The sequence below is a fragment of the Pseudoalteromonas sp. P1-25 genome (assembly GCF_001401805.1).
Classification (GTDB): Bacteria; Pseudomonadota; Gammaproteobacteria; order Enterobacterales; family Alteromonadaceae; genus Pseudoalteromonas.
In genome coordinates this window covers 24,864-42,879 of record NZ_LKDW01000027.1, presented here as the reverse complement: position 1 = coordinate 42,879, position 18,016 = coordinate 24,864, and the positions used below count along the sequence as shown (strand labels likewise).

The 18,016-nt window shown below is 39.4% G+C and carries 15 protein-coding genes; 9 read left to right on the top strand and 6 right to left on the bottom strand.

Features of this window, described 5'->3' with window-relative positions:
* Positions 1-50: 50 nt before the first annotated feature.
* Positions 51-500, bottom strand: a complete 450-nt coding sequence (gene mioC, locus AN393_RS15255; RefSeq protein ID WP_055016211.1) for an FMN-binding protein MioC — start codon at positions 498-500, stop codon at positions 51-53.
* Between the two features lie 1,385 nt (positions 501-1,885).
* On the opposite strand from mioC, the gene AN393_RS15250 reads away from it, so the two are divergent.
* Both AN393_RS15250 and AN393_RS15245 read left to right on the top strand, forming a co-directional pair.
* Positions 1,886-2,701 (top strand): hypothetical protein, encoded by an 816-nt coding sequence (locus tag AN393_RS15250; RefSeq protein WP_055018544.1) that lies wholly within the window; start codon positions 1,886-1,888, stop codon positions 2,699-2,701.
* A complete protein-coding gene (locus AN393_RS15245; protein WP_055016209.1) occupies positions 2,698-3,294 on the top strand; it encodes a DUF1240 domain-containing protein in 597 nt (198 codons plus the stop codon). Before AN393_RS15250 ends, AN393_RS15245 begins: the two co-directional genes overlap by 4 nt.
* Positions 3,295-3,325: 31 nt before the next feature.
* Here AN393_RS15245 and mnmE read toward each other — a convergent pair whose 3' ends face one another.
* From mnmE to rpmH, 5 genes are all read right to left on the bottom strand, one after another.
* Positions 3,326-4,690: a tRNA uridine-5-carboxymethylaminomethyl(34) synthesis GTPase MnmE gene (gene mnmE / locus AN393_RS15240; RefSeq protein ID WP_055018543.1), complete on the bottom strand. Its 1,365-nt coding sequence runs from the start codon at positions 4,688-4,690 to the stop codon at positions 3,326-3,328.
* A gap of 166 nt (positions 4,691-4,856) precedes the next feature.
* Complete coding sequence (gene yidC / locus AN393_RS15235; RefSeq protein ID WP_055016207.1) at positions 4,857-6,491, bottom strand: membrane protein insertase YidC; 1,635 nt, start codon at positions 6,489-6,491, stop codon at positions 4,857-4,859.
* A gap of 8 nt (positions 6,492-6,499) precedes the next feature.
* The gene (gene yidD / locus AN393_RS15230; RefSeq protein WP_004588061.1) at positions 6,500-6,775 is read right to left on the bottom strand and encodes a membrane protein insertion efficiency factor YidD; all 276 of its coding nucleotides are present in this window, start codon (positions 6,773-6,775) and stop codon (positions 6,500-6,502) included.
* A 125-nt stretch (positions 6,776-6,900) separates the two neighbouring features.
* Positions 6,901-7,326 carry a ribonuclease P protein component gene (rnpA, locus tag AN393_RS15225; RefSeq protein ID WP_082422755.1) on the bottom strand — a complete coding sequence of 142 codons (426 nt, stop codon included), beginning with the start codon at positions 7,324-7,326 and terminating at the stop codon, positions 6,901-6,903.
* Positions 7,327-7,333: 7 nt separating this feature from the next.
* A complete protein-coding gene (rpmH, locus tag AN393_RS15220; RefSeq protein WP_004335215.1) occupies positions 7,334-7,468 on the bottom strand; it encodes a 50S ribosomal protein L34 in 135 nt (44 codons plus the stop codon).
* A 616-nt stretch (positions 7,469-8,084) separates the two neighbouring features.
* Here rpmH and dnaA point away from each other — a divergent pair.
* The 7 genes from dnaA (at position 8,085) to AN393_RS15185 (ending at position 17,778) form a co-directional block, all read left to right on the top strand.
* Positions 8,085-9,476: a chromosomal replication initiator protein DnaA gene (gene dnaA, locus AN393_RS15215; protein WP_055016225.1), complete on the top strand. Its 1,392-nt coding sequence runs from the start codon at positions 8,085-8,087 to the stop codon at positions 9,474-9,476.
* Between the two features lie 13 nt (positions 9,477-9,489).
* On the top strand, positions 9,490-10,593 hold the full coding sequence (gene dnaN / locus AN393_RS15210) for a DNA polymerase III subunit beta (RefSeq protein ID WP_004588058.1): 1,104 nt from the start codon (positions 9,490-9,492) through the stop codon (positions 10,591-10,593).
* Positions 10,594-10,607: 14 nt separating this feature from the next.
* On the top strand, positions 10,608-11,702 hold the full coding sequence (gene recF, locus AN393_RS15205) for a DNA replication/repair protein RecF (protein WP_024032132.1): 1,095 nt from the start codon (positions 10,608-10,610) through the stop codon (positions 11,700-11,702).
* Positions 11,703-11,714: 12 nt separating this feature from the next.
* On the top strand, positions 11,715-14,141 hold the full coding sequence (gene gyrB, locus AN393_RS15200; RefSeq protein WP_055018542.1) for a DNA topoisomerase (ATP-hydrolyzing) subunit B: 2,427 nt from the start codon (positions 11,715-11,717) through the stop codon (positions 14,139-14,141).
* 140 nt (positions 14,142-14,281) lie between these two features.
* Entirely contained in the window at positions 14,282-15,184 is a 903-nt protein-coding gene (glyQ, locus tag AN393_RS15195; RefSeq protein WP_055018541.1) for a glycine--tRNA ligase subunit alpha, read from the top strand.
* A gap of 2 nt (positions 15,185-15,186) precedes the next feature.
* Complete coding sequence (gene glyS / locus AN393_RS15190; RefSeq protein WP_055016205.1) at positions 15,187-17,256, top strand: glycine--tRNA ligase subunit beta; 2,070 nt, start codon at positions 15,187-15,189, stop codon at positions 17,254-17,256.
* A gap of 72 nt (positions 17,257-17,328) precedes the next feature.
* Positions 17,329-17,778, top strand: a complete 450-nt coding sequence (locus AN393_RS15185) for a hypothetical protein (protein WP_055016204.1) — start codon at positions 17,329-17,331, stop codon at positions 17,776-17,778.
* Positions 17,779-18,016: the final 238 nt, after the last annotated feature.

Here is an 18,016-nt window from a genome sequence, read left to right as displayed (position 1 = left end):
ATTATTAGTAAATTGTGGGTAACTTTGTTTATTCATTTTAACCGATCACATTACTTTAATTGTGTTTTCTCTATCCATGAGTCTAACCACTCAAGCGCGGTATCTTCGGGTAATGCCTCATCAAGAATATTTAATTCAAGCCTTGGCGCTATGCATTTTGCGCCTTTGCTGGCCATTAAACTATTTATATTGCGCCCAGCAAGGTTATAGGTGTCGTAGCTAGTATCACCTAAGCCAATGACTGAGTATTTAATTGCAGATAAGTCACTTTGCTGATTTAGCTGCTCAATAAAGGGTAAAAGGTTGTCGGGGTAATCGCCCGCGCCATAGGTCGATGTGCATATGAGCCATATTGTATTGTGTTGATCAATATCAGATAAATTAGGTTGATCATGTAGTTCAGCACTTATACCTTGGTTATTTAACTCATCACATAGTTGTTCTGCTACATATTCTGCAGATCCCATTTGACTACCCACGATTATATTTACAGAACTCATATTTAAACTGATCACACATTACTTATTTGCCCGCTATGATAACTGAGTTAGGCTTGCAGTAAAGAAAACCTTTGTAATTTTGTATAACTATTTTTGAGTTGTTTTTACTCTTTGTTGAAATTCAATATATAAGCTATTGAATTTAAATGAGTTAACAAAAACTATTTAAATGTAATCTTCTGATCAAGTTGTTGATAAGGTTGGGGAAAGTTCTGCTTAACTACTGCTTTTAGACGATCTAAATATAGCTAAGTTATTGATTTTTTATTATACGTGAGTCCACCAGCGCATGAATTTATATAGCTAGCCTATGATTGATCATAATGTGGATAGTAATCTTGTTGATAACTCAAAAAGCGATCAAAAAATTATTTTTAAAAACGATCTCTTTAAGCTGATCAGCCTTAAAAAAAGTGAAATTGAGTGTAATAAACCACACTTTAATATAGATCGTGACTGTTTAAGCGTATAAATGCGCCGCTATTTTTGTTTTATAAGCCATAAAGTAGGCGATTGTGGATAATATTTTTAATTAGTTCCGTTAATTTTTTATGTTAGGCAGGGAGTTTGGCTGGTGAATCAATTAAAAATGGGATCGTGGGCGTTAATAGTAGCGGTTACTTTTACTAATAAACTCACTAACTTTAGCTAAAATGATCTACTTAAGCTTAGCGTTTAGCGCCATATCAGCACTTTTTTTTAGTTATATAGAGCGCCAATTATACGCTTTACCTGGTGTTTTTTATATTATGAGAGATTAAATAGGTGAGTTGTAAACGCTAAAATTAGGCGCGTTTTTATTTAATTTTAGCCTTTCAAATTTTTTATATCGGGCATAAAAAAGGGCACCAATGTGCCCTAAATCATGTGTTATTTTATGCTGGTTTAGCGACTTATTTACCGATACAGGCCTTCAAATGCTAGCGTAGCAGATGGCTGGTTTTCATCCATACCTACCGCATCGCCCGATAAATTGGCTTTATTTCTGATAACGGTCTCACCCATACCTGCGGTAATTTTTCCATAAATTCAGGCCAAACTGCGTGTGGGTCGGTGAGTATTATTACACACAGAGATTGTCTAGGTAAAAACTACGTTGAAGCATAATTTGATGGTGGGGTATTACAAAATTGAGTTCTAGGGTAATTAGGTATGGCTATTATATAAGTTATGCCTATTATTGTTATATTACTTTAACTTATTTGTGTTTTATTATACGGTTTATAGATTACAAACGATCTTAACTTTTTCCTATAAACGGATTTAAATAATATATATGGAGATGAAATTATGTCAGCTTATGCGAATAGAGCTTTAAATCAAAAAGCACGCTTAGAAAGTACCAAGCGTGAGGTAAAAATGCAGGGCATTATACTTATTTACAGATGAATAGTGATGACTTTTTGGATCTTTACGTACATTCTAAGCTTAAAAAAGGGAAAACGAGACAAGAAATTGCCGATTATATGCGCCATTTATTTGAAGCGAACAATAATTTGCCTATAAACTGGACAGAAATATACGATTGGGTAAAAAAAATAACTTTTCAAACTCCACTTATAGGTGACATTAAAAACTTATCGATTTTAGCTAGAGATTTAAGTGCTAAAAGTGGGATTTTATCAAAGTACAAAGTTAAAGTTTATTCCGGCACCCCGACTGTAATAATGGAAGTTACGCCATCACTTAAAAGTCATTTAACAGGTACTTTATACTTAGCCAAGAATCCAAAGATATTTACGATCGGTTTGGGTTACCAAGCGGCTAAAAGTGCTTTGAAAGGGGGGGTTGTGTTTACCCTATTGGCTTCTCCGTTATTTCGTTCTATAGACCAAATGTTAGAAGACCGTTTAACATGGCATCACTTTGTAGGTGGAGTTGCTGTCGACTTGACTATAGCTTTAGCTTCTGTTTTAACATTGGCGGCTGGTGCAGTTTTAGTTGGTACTACTATAGCTGCCGTTCCTCTGCTGATTGTAGTATTTGTCGGGGGAGTCATAGGTATCACTGCTACATTTTTCTTAGAAGAAGAGCTTAATTATTTAGTTGAGGAAATTGCACAGTATTTAGTTAAGCATGAAAGCGAGTTATTGAAAAAAATTAGCAGAAGAACATTTATTTCTCCTGAAAAGCAACCAATTGAAAAAGTTAACAATATAAAGCGGTTACTTGGAATTCCTAGTATTGGAGACATGTTTTGAGAGCGTATGAAACTGTTTTTAAACCAGAAGATAGTTTAATAAAAAAAGTAACTTATATTACTCTTTTTATAAGTCTCACATTACTATTTCTTTTTCTCGCATACTTATTTTTTAGTGAAGCTTTAAAGATGAAGCAAACTATAAATGATATAAGTGAAGGCAAAGTTTATTTTCTGAAACAAAAAGGAAGAGTTTTTGGGTTTATTTGCTTTATTCCACTTTTACTTATACTTGCATATATGTTTGCGCATGGTGTGTGTAATAGACGGCCAACGAAAATAATAATAGGCTTAGTAGTGAAAGTGGCTGTATTTTGTATTTTTATAGCTATACCTACCAGTATATTTTCCAGTATATATATGACAGATTATTTACATGAAAAAGGGTTTGTTGAATGTACTTCTTACTCACCGGGGATATCATCAGACTTTTATGTTTATGATGAGCAGTTTTGTGATGAAGAAGGTGTTGTAATAAGCTACAAGATAAAGAAGTGGTTATTGAAAAAAAATGGGCAAGGTGAGCCAAGCTTAGATGAATTTAAAGAAATAATGACTCTCTATTTATCTGAATATTATGAGCTATTTAACTAAAGGGGTAAATTATACATACCCCTTTAAGAGCTTATTTACCAATACAGAACGAGCTAAATATTTTGCCTAGTAGGTCGTCTGAGGTAAATTCGCCGGTTATTTCATTTAAGTACTGCTGCGTTAGGCGTAGCTCTTCAGCTAATATTTCGCCGGCTACGTGCATTTCTAACTGTGTTTTACCAGTATCTAAGTGATAGGCCGCATGTTCGAGTGCATCTAAGTGGCGACGGCGTGCCATAAATCCACCCTCTGTTGCGCCCTGAAAGCCAATACAGGCTTTTAAGTGGTCGCGAACAAGTTCAATACCTTGTGCATTTTTAGCGCTTAAACTAATTACAGGGTATTGTTGGTTTTCATCCATACCTACTGCATCGCCCGATAAATCGGCTTTATTTCTGATAACAGTAACACCCATACCTTGCGGTAATTTTGCCATAAATTCAGGCCATATAGCGTGTGGATCGGTGTCGGTGGTGTCGGTGCCATCAAGCATAAACAACACGCGGTCAGCTTGGTTTATTTCATCCCACGCGCGCTCTATACCTATTTGTTCAACACGGTCTGGGCTTTCACGTAGGCCTGCGGTATCGATAATATGCAGTGGCATGCCATCAATATGGATGTGCTCCCGTAGTACGTCGCGAGTAGTACCAGCTATTTCGGTTACTATGGCGGCTTCGCGTCCTGCTAGGGCATTAAGTAGGCTTGATTTACCTGCATTAGGGCGCCCAGCAATAACAACACGCATACCTTCGCGCATAATACTGCCTTGCTTAGCCTGGCTTGTTACTGTGTTTAATTGACTGATGATGGCATCTAAATCACCCGATACTTTGCCATCGGATAAAAAGTCAATTTCCTCGTCAGGGAAGTCAATGGCAGCCTCTACATACATACGTAAATGAATAACTTTCTCTACTAGGGTTTCTATATGTTTAGAAAACTCACCTTGTAGCGATTGTAGGGCACTTTTAGCAGCTTGCTCAGAGGTTGCATTAATTAAATCGCTTATAGCCTCTGCTTGAGTTAAATCAAGCTTGTCGTTCATAAAAGCGCGCTCAGAAAACTCACCAGGCTTTGCTAAACGAACGCCCTCTATTTGGCTAATTTCTTTTAATAGCATGTCCAGTACAACGGGGCCGCCGTGACCTTGCAGTTCAAGTACGTCTTCGCCGGTAAACGAATTTGGCCCTGCAAAATAAATAGCAATACCTTGGTCAAGTTGCTCACCACTTAAACTTTTAAAAGGAACGTAGTCGGCATAGCGAAGCTTAGGTACTTTACCTATTATTTTTTCGGCTACGCTTTTAGCAAGGCTGCCAGAAACTCGAATTATACCTACGCCACCACGCCCAGGAGCGGTAGCTTGTGCTGCAATTGTGTCTTGATTGATCATGCTATTAATTTGCCAACGAGAGTAACTTTAATGGCGCTATTGTAACCTATGCATTTATTTGTAGCGAATCGCAGTTATAAAAAACAGGCAATAAAAAAGGCGACCTAAGTCGCCTTTATATAAGTAATATACCCAAACCATCTTGATGTGGCTTGGGTATAGGCAATTAGCCTCTTACTTTTATTCCTTTCTTTTCCATGCCACGGTAGATGATAAGCATCTGGACAATAGAAATTAAGTTAGACACTAACCAGTAAAGTACTAAACCAGATGGGAACCATAAGAAGAATACAGAGAAGATAACCGGCATAAAGGTCATCATTTTTTGCTGCATTGGATCGGTAACCGTCATTGGTTGTAGCTTTTGCGTTACAAACATACTTGCACCAAACAATATTGGTAACACGTAGTATGGGTCTTTTGTTGAAAGGTCAGTTAGCCAAAGTACAAATTCAGCATGACGTAGTTCTGTCGATTCTAAGAATACGTAAAATAGCGCTAAGAAAATAGGCATTTGTAGCAAAATAGGGAAACAGCCACCCATAGGGTTAACTTTTTCTTTGCGGTACATTTCCATAGTAGCTTGGCCGAACTTTTGACGGTCATCACCATATTTTTCTTTAAGGGCAGCCATTTTAGGCTGAAGGGCACGCATTTTAGCCATTGATGTATATTGCGCTTTAGTAAGCGGGTACATTAACGTTTTGACGATAATTGTGATGGCAATAATAGCAACACCCCAGTTACCTAAAATGCTGTGTAACCATTTAAGAAGTACAAATAAAGGCTGCGAAATAAACCATAACCAACCGTAATCTACAGTAAGGTCTAAATCTGGATGAAGCGCTTCTAATAAGTCAGACTCTTTAGGGCCCATGTAGTAGGTCGCACTGAGTGTTTGCTCACTGCCGGCTTGTACATTTACAGGCGCTGCTTTTGTACCAATAATCGCAGCATTACTTTTAGTAATTAAACTGTAAAGCGTGTGTGTTTCGTCTTGCTTAGGTACCCATGCACTTACAAAGTAATGCTGAATAAATGCTACGTAACCGCCTTGGGTATTTTTATTTAGGTTTTTGTCAGCCATATCTGAAAAGCTGTATTTTTCGTACGACTCTTCATCAGTACCGTAAGCAGCACCTAAGTAGTTTTGATCTACTAAACTGCCTTTTTCTTGTACGGTACGCTTAATTTGCGTGTATAGCTGTACTTGTACTGGCGCACTTGTCGTGTTGTTTACTGTGTACTCTAGGTCTACATCGTACTGACCTTTTTTGAATACATATGTTTTAGTAAAACTTACGCCGTTACTATCAACATAGGTAAGCGGTACACGTAACTCATCACCATTTAGCGTGTAAGCTTGTTGCGTGGCTTGGTAAGTAGGACGACCATTTGCTGATGCATCTGGGCCATTTAAACCAATTAGACCGCTTTGTGAAAAGTATTGTTTGCCCTCAAACTCACCAAGTAGCATATAAGGTATATCGCTGCCTTTAGTATCTTCGTACTGGAGTAAGTCTGTTTCAACAATGTCACCGCCTTTGGTGTCGATTTTTACTGTGAAAACGTCAGTTGTTATTTCTATAACTGAGCGCTTAGCAGCAGTAGCCGAAGCAGGTAAACCTGAATCTGACGATGACGGTATATAATCATCAGACTCTGGTGACGTTGTGTTTAGTGTTTGTGTAGTGGCACTTGGATCGGCTTTAGGCGTGTTGTAATCGTTATTCCATTCTTGAAATAATAAAAACGACACTAACATTAAACCGATTAATAAAAACGTGCGTTGCGATTCCATAACAGCTCTTATTTCTCGTGTTGGTGGTTAATACGGGTTAATTTTTCAGGAACGGGGTCTTCTCCGCCTGAATGTAAAGGATGGCATTTTAATATGCGTTTAAGTGCTAACCAACTCCCTTTTACAAATCCATGCAAATTAATTGCTTGAATAGCATAATGGGAGCAGCTTGGATTAAAACGACAATGCGGGCCTAGTAGTGGGCTTATCCACATTTGATAACCGCGGATAAATAACACTAAACAACGCTTTGGTATAGCAACAAGTGGTTTAAGTAACCTCATGGTGTTTATGCCCCTGCGAATATTTAGTGAATAGATACCATGTATTTAAAAGCTCAATTAAAGATTTTAAACGCATGATTAAAAGGTGAGCTAAAGATACCCTAATTAACCCTGCAATTCTATTGCTATCGGGTTTGTTTATTAGATTTAGCTGATTTGTTTGGGCGTTTTTTAAAGGGTGGTGGCTTAGGTGCACCCGGTTTGCAGCGTTCATTAATTTTGCGCCACAATTTTGTAAGTTGTTTGGTTATTTCTTCGTTAGACTGCTCATCAATACCATTTTTTACCATAAGCACAATATCAATATTATCGATGGTGTGTTGATTTAAACGAAAACTTTCGCGAGCGAGTCGTTTAATACGGTTACGTTGGCATGCCTTTTTTACACGTTTTTTAGCAACAGTAAGTCCTAACCTAGGTTTATCTTGGTCATTAGGTTTAGCTAAAAGAGTAAATAAAGGAGTTGCAGCCCGAGCGGGTTCATTAAATATGCGAGAGTAATGCGAGGGAGTTAACAGACGTAACTCCCTGCCAAAGCTAAAGTCTTCCACTTATATATTAAGCAGAAAGTACTTTGCGGCCTTTAGCGCGGCGACGTGCTAATACTTTACGGCCATTTACAGTTGCCATGCGAGCACGGAAGCCGTGAGCACGTTTGCGTTTTAAAACGCTAGGTTGAAAAGTTCTTTTCATAACAATCTCATCCGATCGGTTAAAGTTAAAACATCCTATGCAGGTCGCGATCCTGGCACAGGTGCCATTGCGAGCGCGAGATATTATAGATTAAGCACTTTAAAGTCAATCATAATTGCGCTGTAAACACCGTGTTTATTACATTTTTTGTGCGCTGGCTTGATATTTATGGATTAAATTTAAAGCAAAATGGTCTGCTTTTATGCAAAAAGGCGAATTAATAGCCTGGAGCGACTAAAAGAATGTGGATCGTAATAAAGTAGGGTGATCAACTAGGATCATCATAATAAAGAAGTTTTCCACAGCTGATGTTTAAAAAGTGAATAAAAGCATGGGAAAACTCATTTAGATCGTAAAATTGGTTCGCGATCTGCCTGTGTTTTTGTTATGATCTGTTATCTGGCTTTAAAATAAAAGTCGATATAAATCAGTCTATTAAGATATTTATACACTGATATCAACAATTTTATAAAAATCAATCTTTTACTTGTGGATAAAGTGCCTTCATAATACGCGGTCTTGGGTCGCGTAGCTGGCCAATTAAACGCAATAAATGCATGATTTTTAATCATTATTGATGTGCGGGAATAAAAATTATACCTCTGGGAGTTTAACTGTGTATCTGTCGGTTTGGCAAAGTTGTTTATATGTATTGCAAGATGAGTTGCCTTCGCAACAATTCAGTATGTGGGTAAGACCGCTACAAGCAGAAAGTACCGAAGATACCTTAACGATTTACGCACCTAATCGCTTTGTTCTTGATTGGGTAAGAGAAAAGTATTTAAACCGTATTAATGAGTTACTGGTAGAAATTTGTGGTGATGAAGCGCCCGAATTACGTTTTGATGTAGGTAGTAAACCACTACTCAATACTCAAGCGGCGGCGCCAAGTGTTGAAGCCCCTGCATCACCTAGTGCACAGACACCTGCTAAACAGCAACCTGTAGAGCAAAAAGCACCAGTAGAGCCTGCGCCTAAATCGGGCTATAAATCTAATATAAAAGAAAACTATACCTTTGACAGTTTTGTTGAGGGTAAATCTAACCAGCTAGCAAAAGCGGCTGCAACACAAGTTGCAGATAACCCTGGCTCTGCCTTTAACCCAGTATTTATTTACGGTGGTACAGGCTTAGGTAAAACTCACTTATTACATGCAGTAGGTAATGGCATTATGGCAAACAAGCCCGATGCTAAAATTGTTTACATGCATTCTGAGCGTTTTGTGCAAGACATGGTAAAAGCACTACAAAATAACGCCATCGAAGAATTTAAACGTTATTACCGTAGTGTAGATGCGCTAATGATTGATGATATTCAATTTTTTGCTAACAAAGAGCGCTCGCAAGAAGAGTTTTTTCATACCTTTAACGCATTATTAGAGGGTAATCAGCAAATTATTTTAACCTCTGATCGCTACCCAAAAGAAATTGAGGGCGTAGAAGACAGGCTTAAATCACGTTTTGGTTGGGGTTTAACGATTGCGATAGAGCCGCCAGAACTTGAAACGCGCGTTGCTATTTTAATGAAAAAAGCGCAGCAGAGTAAAATTAACTTACCGCACGAAGTTGCCTTTTTTATCGCTAAAAAATTACGTTCAAACGTACGCGAACTAGAGGGCGCACTTAATCGTGTAATAGCTAATGCTAATTTTACCGGACGCCCAATTTCTATCGACTTTGTAAAAGAAGCATTGCGCGATTTGTTGGCACTACAAGACAAACTTGTCACTATAGACAACATACAACGCACCGTGGCTGAGTATTACAGAATACGTGTGTCTGACTTGTTATCTAAGCGCCGCAGCCGCTCTATCGCAAGGCCGCGTCAGGTAGCTATGGCATTATCTAAAGAATTAACTAATCACAGCTTACCTGAGATTGGTGACGCATTTGGTGGGCGTGACCACACCACCGTATTACATGCGTGTCGTAAGGTTAAATCACTACGTGATGAAAGCCACGAAATAAAAGAAGATTATCAAAATTTAATAAGAACGTTGTCATCTTAGGGCTGACTTTATTATGCAAATAACCATTTCAAGAGAACAATTTTTAAAGCCATTAGTGCAAGTATCGGGTGCGATTGAACGTAAACATACGTTACCTATATTATCTAATGTATTGTTAGTGGTAGAAAACGGGCAACTTTCAATGACAGGTACAGACCTTGAAATTGAACTCGTTGCAGGTGTTTTTGTTGGCGATGATATTGCTGATACAAAATTAACACTACCTGCTAAAAAATTACTCGATATTTGTAAAAGCCTACCAGATGGCTCTGAGCTCACATTGAGCTTACAAGAGCACCAACTGCTATTAACCAGTGGTAAAAGCCGCTTTTCATTGACTACACTTGCCGCGGAAGACTTTCCTAATTTAGAGCAGTGGGATGGCGAGGTAGAGTTTCAACTAACGCGTTTAGAGCTACGCAAGTTGCTTGAAAGCACGCATTTTTCGATGGCAAATCAAGATGTGCGTTACTATTTAAATGGCATGTCGTTTGAAGTTGATAATACTGACATTAAAACAGTGGCGACCGATGGCCACCGTTTGGCAATAGCGCAAAAAGAATTAGGTCAATCGTTAAATACGCAGCGCCAATTAATCATACCACGCAAAGGTGTGCAAGAAATTATGCGCCTTATGGTGGCTGATGAAGAATTAGTTACTATTCAATTTGGCGCTAACCATATTCGTATTATCGATGTGGAATTTACTTTTACAAGTAAGTTAGTGGATGGCCGTTTCCCGGATTACCGCCGTGTATTACCACGTGGTGGAGATAAAGTGATTACTGCTAACCGCGAGTGGTTACGTAATGCGTTTCAACGTGTGTCTATTTTATCAAACGAAAAGTTTAGAGGTGTACGCCTAAACTTAGCTAACGGCTTACTTAAAATTACGGCTAATAATCCTGAGCAAGAAGAGGCTGAGGAAATAGTAGAAGTAATGTACGAGGGTGATGAGCTAGAAATTGGTTTTAATGTGTCGTATGTATTAGATGTACTAAATACATTAAAAACAGAAGATGTACTATTTACATTAGCTGATTCAAACAGCAGTGCACTTATTGAAGGTGCGGGCGATGAAGAGGCAATGTACGTGGTTATGCCTATGCGATTATAAGATACCCATTATAAATGAGTTTAAGTCACTTGAGCCTCAAGTATTTTCGTAATATTGAGGCACTGACGCTAGAACCAGTCAACGGCGTTAATATAATTTATGGTGAAAACGGCAGCGGAAAAACCAGCCTTTTAGAGGCTATTTATTACCTTTCTCATGGCAAATCTTTTCGAACACCTAAACATAAAAGTATTATTCAACATCAACAAGATCAGTTTGTAATACATGGCCGCAAAGCGCTACACGACTTGTCTATTCCTATTGGGATTAGTAAAACCCAAAGCGGTGAAACTAATTTAAAAATACAAGGCAAAGCCAGTAGAAAAATCTCTGAGCTTGCACAGTTAATGCCTGTGCAAATTATTACACCCGAAAGCTATTCATTGTTTTTTGGTGGCCCAAAAGAGCGACGTAAATTTTTAGATTTGGGTTTGTTCCACGTGGAACATGAGTTTTTTTATTTATGGCAATCGTTTAATAAAGTACTTAAACAACGCAATGCACTTTTAAAAAGTAAGCCAAAGAATTATTTTGACCAAATTAGGTTTTGGGACAAAGAATTTGTTAGACTGGCAGAACAAATAAATAAATTAAGAATGGCGTATATAAGTAGGTTTAAGCAGCAGTTTTTTGATAAAATGTGTGCAGAATTAACGCTTATACGCGATTTAGAAATCAACTTTAATGCAGGCTGGAAAGACAGCGAGTCTTTAAGTGATGCATTAGAGCAAAACTTTGAGCGAGACGCTCGCCAAGGTTTTACTAGTAAAGGCCCTCATAAGGCCGATTTTAGTTTTAGTGTCGCTGGCAACAGTGTAGAAAATACGTTTTCGCGCGGTCAATTGAAGTTATTGCTTTATGCGTTAAAAGTAACGCAAAATAGTTTAATTGAGTCAGAGACAGATAAGCAATCTATATTGCTAATAGATGATCTACCTTCAGAGTTAGGCGAAGATACAAAAGAGAAAGTGGGGCAATTATTGGCTCATTGCAGTTCTCAAATTTTTATCTCTTCAATTTTGTCTGAAAGTATTTCTGCTGTGGTGGAACCCATGCAACGAGAACTACAAATGTTCCACGTGAAACATGGCAACCTAATAACAAGATAAGTGGGATTAACCATGTCTGAGAATTACGATTCGTCGAGTATTAAAGTACTTAAAGGATTAGACGCAGTTAGAAAGCGTCCTGGAATGTATATAGGGGACACCGATGATGGCACAGGCTTACACCACATGGTGTTTGAGGTCGTTGATAACTCTATCGATGAAGCCTTAGCAGGTCATTGTGATGATATTTATGTAACGATTCACTTAGACGGTTCAGTCTCGGTAAGAGATAATGGCCGTGGTATCCCAACTTCTATCCATGAAGAAGAAGGTGTGTCTGCTGCCGAAGTTATCATGACGGTACTTCATGCTGGTGGTAAGTTTGATGATAACTCTTATAAAGTATCAGGTGGCTTACACGGTGTTGGTGTATCAGTAGTAAATGCATTATCAGAAAAACTAACACTTACTATTCGTCGTGAAGGCAAACTACACGAGCAAACTTACAGCATGGGCGTACCAAACGCACCATTAGCTATTATTGGCGACGCTGACACAACAGGTACAGAACTACGTTTTTGGCCGAGTGCTGAGACATTTACAAACCTAGATTTTCATTACGATATTTTAGCTAAGCGTTTACGCGAGCTATCGTTTTTGAATTCAGGTGTAAGTATCATTTTAACTGATGAACGCGAAGAAAATAAAACCGACCACTTTAAATATGATGGCGGTATCCAAGCGTTTGTTGAATACTTAAACCGCAATAAAACACCAGTACATAAAGGTGTATTCCACTTTACTCACGAGCGTGAAGAAGATGGTATTAGCGTAGAAGTTTCAATGCAGTGGAACGATGGCTTCCAGGAAAACATTTACTGTTTTACTAATAATATTCCACAACGTGATGGTGGTACTCACTTAGCCGGCTTTAGATCTGCGCTTACACGTACACTTAATAACTACATGGAAAAAGAAGGCTTTAACAAAAAAGCTAAAACAACCAGTAACGCAACGGGCGATGATGCGCGTGAAGGCTTAACAGCGGTTGTAAGTGTTAAAGTACCTGATCCTAAGTTCTCATCACAAACTAAAGACAAACTAGTATCAAGCGAAGTTAAATCTGCGGTTGAGCAAGCAATGGCTGAAAAGTTTTCTGATTTCTTATTAGAAAACCCAATGGATGCCAAAATTGTTGTTGGTAAAATTATTGATGCAGCACGAGCACGTGAAGCCGCGCGTAAAGCCCGTGAAATGACTCGTCGTAAAGGCGCTATGGATTTAGCAGGCTTACCTGGTAAATTAGCAGACTGCCAAGAAAAAGACCCTTCATTATCTGAACTATATATAGTGGAGGGTGACTCAGCTGGCGGTTCAGCTAAGCAGGGTCGTAATCGTAAAAACCAAGCAATTTTGCCACTTAAAGGTAAAATCTTGAACGTAGAGAAAGCACGCTTTGACAAAATGCTTTCTTCACAAGAAGTAGCAACGCTAATTACAGCACTAGGTTGTGGTATTGGCCGTGATGAATATGACCCAGAAAAGCTGCGTTATCACAGTATCATAATCATGACCGATGCAGACGTGGATGGCTCTCACATTCGTACATTGCTATTAACGTTCTTCTATCGCCAGATGCCAGAAATTGTTGAGCGTGGATACATTTACATTGCACAACCGCCACTTTATAAAGTGAAAAAAGGTAAGCAAGAGCGTTATATTAAAGACGATCCTGCGCTTGTAGACTACCTAACATCACTTGCACTAAATAATGCAGCGCTTTACACAAGCGAAAATGCAAGTGCGATTGAAGGCGAAGCGCTTGAGAAAATAGTACAAGATTACCAAAACACAGTTAAAGTCATTGAACGCTTAAAACGTAAATACCCTAACACGGTAATGGAACGTTTGATTTACCAAAGCGAGTTAAAAGTAGAAGACTTATCTAACGAAGCTAAAGTAATTGAGTGGACTAAAGAGCTTGTTGATGACTTAATAGCACGTGATGAAGATGCAACAATTTTCCATGCTGGCACAGAGCACGATGCAGAGCGTAACTTGTACTTCCCGGTTGTGAATATTCGTCAGCACGGTGTTGATAAAGCCCATGTATTACACTACGACTTTATTGCCTCGCGCGACTACCAACGCATTGCTGTGACTGGTACTAACATTGCTAACATCCTTGGTGAAGGCGCATATATTCAACGTGGTGAGAAAACAAAACCTGTTGATAACTTTGTGGATGCTTTAGAGTGGTTGATCGCAGAATCTAAGCGCGGGATCTACATTCAGCGCTATAAAGGGTTAGGTGAAATGAACCCTGATCAGCTTTGGGAAACAACCATGGATCCTTCAGCGCGACGCATGCTACAGGTTACAATTGAAGATGCTGTAGCGGCGGATCAATTGTTTGCAACCTTAATGGGCGATCAAGTAGAGCCACGCCGTGACTTTATTGAAACGAACGCTCTTCGCGTAGTTAACCTAGACGTATAAAAAATTATACTCATATCTTAAAAGGAGCCTAATGGCTCCTTTTTTATTTTAACAACCGCACAAACTGCTTAAAACCTGCGTGTGCACAAGGTATACTGAGGGTAATTTTCACGCTACTTTCAGATAGTAAAAAGCCAAATATGCAAAAATATGACGTTAAAACCTTTCAAGGTTTGATCCTGGCTTTACAGGATTATTGGGCACAGCAAGGCTGTGTCATTATTCAACCACTTGATATGGAAGTGGGCGCAGGGACATTTCACCCGCAAACATTCTTAAAATCTATTGGCCCTGAGCCAATGTCGAGCGCATACGTGCAACCGTGTCGTCGTCCTACCGATGGCCGCTACGGTGAAAACCCAAACCGCTTACAACATTACTACCAATTTCAGGTAGTTTTAAAGCCATCACCAGATAACATTCAAGAGCTTTACCTAGGCTCACTAGAAGCAATGGGTATTGATACCCTAAAGCACGAAGTGCGCTTCGTAGAAGATAACTGGGAATCACCAACGCTAGGCGCATGGGGCTTAGGTTGGGAGATTTGGCTAAATGGTATGGAAGTAACGCAGTTTACTTACTTTCAGCAGGTAGGGGGATTAGAGTGTTCTCCTGTAACCGGTGAAATTACTTACGGCCTAGAGCGTTTAGCAATGTACATTCAAGGTGTAGACAGTATTTACGACCTAGTATGGGCAGATGGTCCATTAGGGCGTGTAACTTACGGCGATGTATTCCATCAAAATGAAGTAGAACAATCTACTTACAACTTTGAACACGCCAACGTAGATGACTTATTTGCACAGTTTGATAAATGTGAAGCAGAAAGCCAAAAGCTAATTGAAGCAAATTTACCACTACCTGCATACGAGCAAGTAATGAAAGCATCGCATGCATTTAACTTATTAGATGCGCGCCATGCAATTTCGGTTACTGAGCGTCAACGTTATATTTTACGTGTAAGAGCGTTATCAAAAGCATGTGCACAAAGTTATTACGATGCACGTGAAGCGCTTGGTTTCCCGCTGTGTAAGGATAAGTAAGCATGTCAGCACAAAATTTATTAGTAGAAATTGGCACCGAAGAGCTGCCACCAAAAGCACTGCGTAAATTAGCAGAAGCCTTTGCCGCAAACCTAACAGCTGAGCTTGAAACACTAGAGCTTGGGCATGAAGGTGTAAGCTGGTATGCATCGCCTCGTCGTTTAGGTTTACAAGTAAAAGCGCTTGAAGCTAAGCAGCAAGATAAAGAAGTTGAAAAGCGCGGCCCTGCAACGAAAGCAGCGTTCGATAGCGAAGGTAACCCAACGAAAGCAGCAATGGGTTGGGCACGTGGTTGTGGTATTGAGGTAAGTGAAGCACAAACTCTCGAGACCGATAAAGGCGCTTGGCTTTTACATATTGCTAAAGTAGCAGGACAAGAAACCAAAACCCTAATGAGCGATGCCATTGCAAAGTCATTAGCAAAGCTACCAATTCCTAAGCCGATGCGTTGGGGCGCGAATAAAACACAATTTATTCGTCCAGTTCATACCGTCACTATTTTGTTTGGTGATGAACTTATTGAAGGCGAAATTTTAGGTAAGCAAGTAACTAACCAGTTACAAGGCCACCGTTTTCACCACCCAGAAAAAATCACCATTAACCACGCAGATGACGTGTTCGACGTATTAAAATCTGCCTACGTTATTGCTGATTACGAACAACGTAAAGCGCTAATTCGTACACAAATAGAAGACGCTGCAAGCGCAGTGAATGCGGTTGTTGCAATGGATGAAGACTTATTAGAAGAAGTAACATCACTGGTAGAGTGGCCAGTAACGTTAACGGCAACATTTGAAGAGGCATTTTTAGATGTACCTGCCGAAGCACTAATTTACACCATGAAGGATGATCAAAAATACTTCCCGCTATTAGATCAAGACGGCAAACTTTTAAATAAGTTTTTGTTTGTATCTAACATCGAAAGTAAAGATCCAAGCGTGGTAATTTCAGGTAACGAAAAAGTAGTGCGCCCACGTTTAGCTGATGCGCAGTTCTTCTTTGAGACTGATAAAAAGAAAACCTTAGAAAGCCGACTAGAGTCACTTGATACTGTTTTATTCCAAAAGCAGTTAGGTACGCTTAAAGATAAATCTGTACGTATTAGCGAACTTGCTGGCTACATTGCAGAGCAACTAGGTGCCGACAAAGACCTTGCAAAACGTGCCGGCCTATTAAGTAAAACTGACTTAATGACCGAAATGGTGATGGAATTTACCGACGTGCAAGGTGTGATGGGTATGCACTATGCACGCTTTGATGGTGAAGCAGAAGATGTAGCTATTGCACAAAACGAGCAATACATGCCTCGCTTTGCAGGTGATAACCTACCTACAAACCTAATTAGCTGTGCAGTCGCTATTGCTGATAAGTTTGATACGCTGGTGGGTATTTTTGGTATAGGCCAAGCACCAAAAGGCGACAAAGACCCATTTGCGCTTCGTCGTGCTGCCATTGGTGCACTGCGTATCATGGTAGAAAAAGAACTACCACTGGATATTTTAGACTTAGTAGCAAAAGCACAAACACTGTTTGGTGATAAGCTAACTAATCTAAATGTATCAACCGACGTATTTGATTTTATGCTAGGGCGCTTTCGTGCATGGTATCAAGATGAGGGTATTGAAGTCGACGTAATTCAAGCTGTGCTTGCACGCCGTCCAACTAAGCCTGTTGATTTTGATCGCCGAGTTAAAGCAGTAAGCCACTTCCGTACATTAGACGCCGCAGAAGCGCTTGCAGCAGCTAATAAGCGTGTAGGTAATATCCTAGCTAAAAATAATATTACTGCGGCAGGCGATGTGAATGAGAGTTTGTTAAGTGATGACGCAGAAATAGCACTTGCTTCACAAGTTGCTAAATTTGCCACTGAACTTGCACCACTTTACGCTGATGGAAACTACCAAGAGGCATTGAGCCAATTAGCCGGTATCCGTCAAAGTGTTGATAACTTTTTTGACAACGTCATGGTTATGGCCGACGATGAAGCTGTAAAGCAAAATCGCCTTGCGCTATTAAGCCAGTTAAGCCGCTTATTTTTAGATATTGCAGATATATCTGTACTACAAAAATAACCTCGCTTAAGCCAATAGAAAGCCAGCGTTTTGCTGGCTTTTTAGTTTTAACAGAACAAAGGACTTCAATTAATGATGCCAATGAAACGAATTTTAACGCTTGCTATTGCCAGCTTACTAACCGCATGTACTAGCCAGGTGTCTATTAACGATGTGCTGCCACAACAAGAGTTGGATAAAACAATTTACCTTAGAGGCGACTTTACACTTTGGGACGCAGAACCTCAGTACCAATTTATGCCTGTGGGCGGCGCGCTTTACCAAGCAGAAGTTAAATTTAGTACCCCGGGTAAAGTGTACGAATTTAAAATAGCCGACGCCGATTTTAGTGAAGGCTACAACTGCGGCTACAGCGATGCCCAACCGGCAGGGCAAAAACTAACGCTCGGCCAATCTGTACTTGCAGACTGTAATACTATTTATAATTACTTTAGCTACTCGCCCGCAATAAAAGGCACGTATATAGTAAGCATTGATTACAGTGATTATGATGAGCCAAAAGTGACGATAACGAAGAAATAGCTAATAGTTGGGAGCTGTCAGCTTTTAGCTGCCCGAGTGGGCATATAGATTTGTGACAAGGATGTCGTAGGTTGGTTAGAGTGAAACGAAACCCAAAATGTGCGTCGAGTAAAACTGGGCTACTGGTTATCAAATACGTTGGGTTTCGTAAAACTCAAACCAACCTACATCAATAATAATTTTTATTGATTGCTATAAACATACAATCAATTTATGAGCTTAGTTAGTCTAATTACAG

Excerpts from the sequence above, each read along its gene's own strand:
- recF (WP_024032132.1), top strand. The coding sequence starts at position 10,608 with ATGAGTTTAAGTCACTTGAGCCTCAAGTATTTTCGTAATATTGAGGCA.
- AN393_RS15250 (WP_055018544.1), top strand. The coding sequence starts at position 1,886 with ATGAATAGTGATGACTTTTTGGATCTTTACGTACATTCTAAGCTTAAA.
- mnmE (WP_055018543.1), bottom strand. The coding sequence starts at position 4,690 with ATGATCAATCAAGACACAATTGCAGCACAAGCTACCGCTCCTGGGCGT.
- AN393_RS15185 (WP_055016204.1), top strand. The coding sequence starts at position 17,329 with ATGATGCCAATGAAACGAATTTTAACGCTTGCTATTGCCAGCTTACTA.
- yidC (WP_055016207.1), bottom strand. The coding sequence starts at position 6,491 with ATGGAATCGCAACGCACGTTTTTATTAATCGGTTTAATGTTAGTGTCG.
- gyrB (WP_055018542.1), top strand. The coding sequence starts at position 11,715 with ATGTCTGAGAATTACGATTCGTCGAGTATTAAAGTACTTAAAGGATTA.
- glyQ (WP_055018541.1), top strand. The coding sequence starts at position 14,282 with ATGCAAAAATATGACGTTAAAACCTTTCAAGGTTTGATCCTGGCTTTA.
- glyS (WP_055016205.1), top strand. The coding sequence starts at position 15,187 with ATGTCAGCACAAAATTTATTAGTAGAAATTGGCACCGAAGAGCTGCCA.
- rpmH (WP_004335215.1), bottom strand. The coding sequence starts at position 7,468 with ATGAAAAGAACTTTTCAACCTAGCGTTTTAAAACGCAAACGTGCTCAC.
- dnaN (WP_004588058.1), top strand. The coding sequence starts at position 9,490 with ATGCAAATAACCATTTCAAGAGAACAATTTTTAAAGCCATTAGTGCAA.
- mioC (WP_055016211.1), bottom strand. The coding sequence starts at position 500 with ATGAGTTCTGTAAATATAATCGTGGGTAGTCAAATGGGATCTGCAGAA.
- yidD (WP_004588061.1), bottom strand. The coding sequence starts at position 6,775 with ATGAGGTTACTTAAACCACTTGTTGCTATACCAAAGCGTTGTTTAGTG.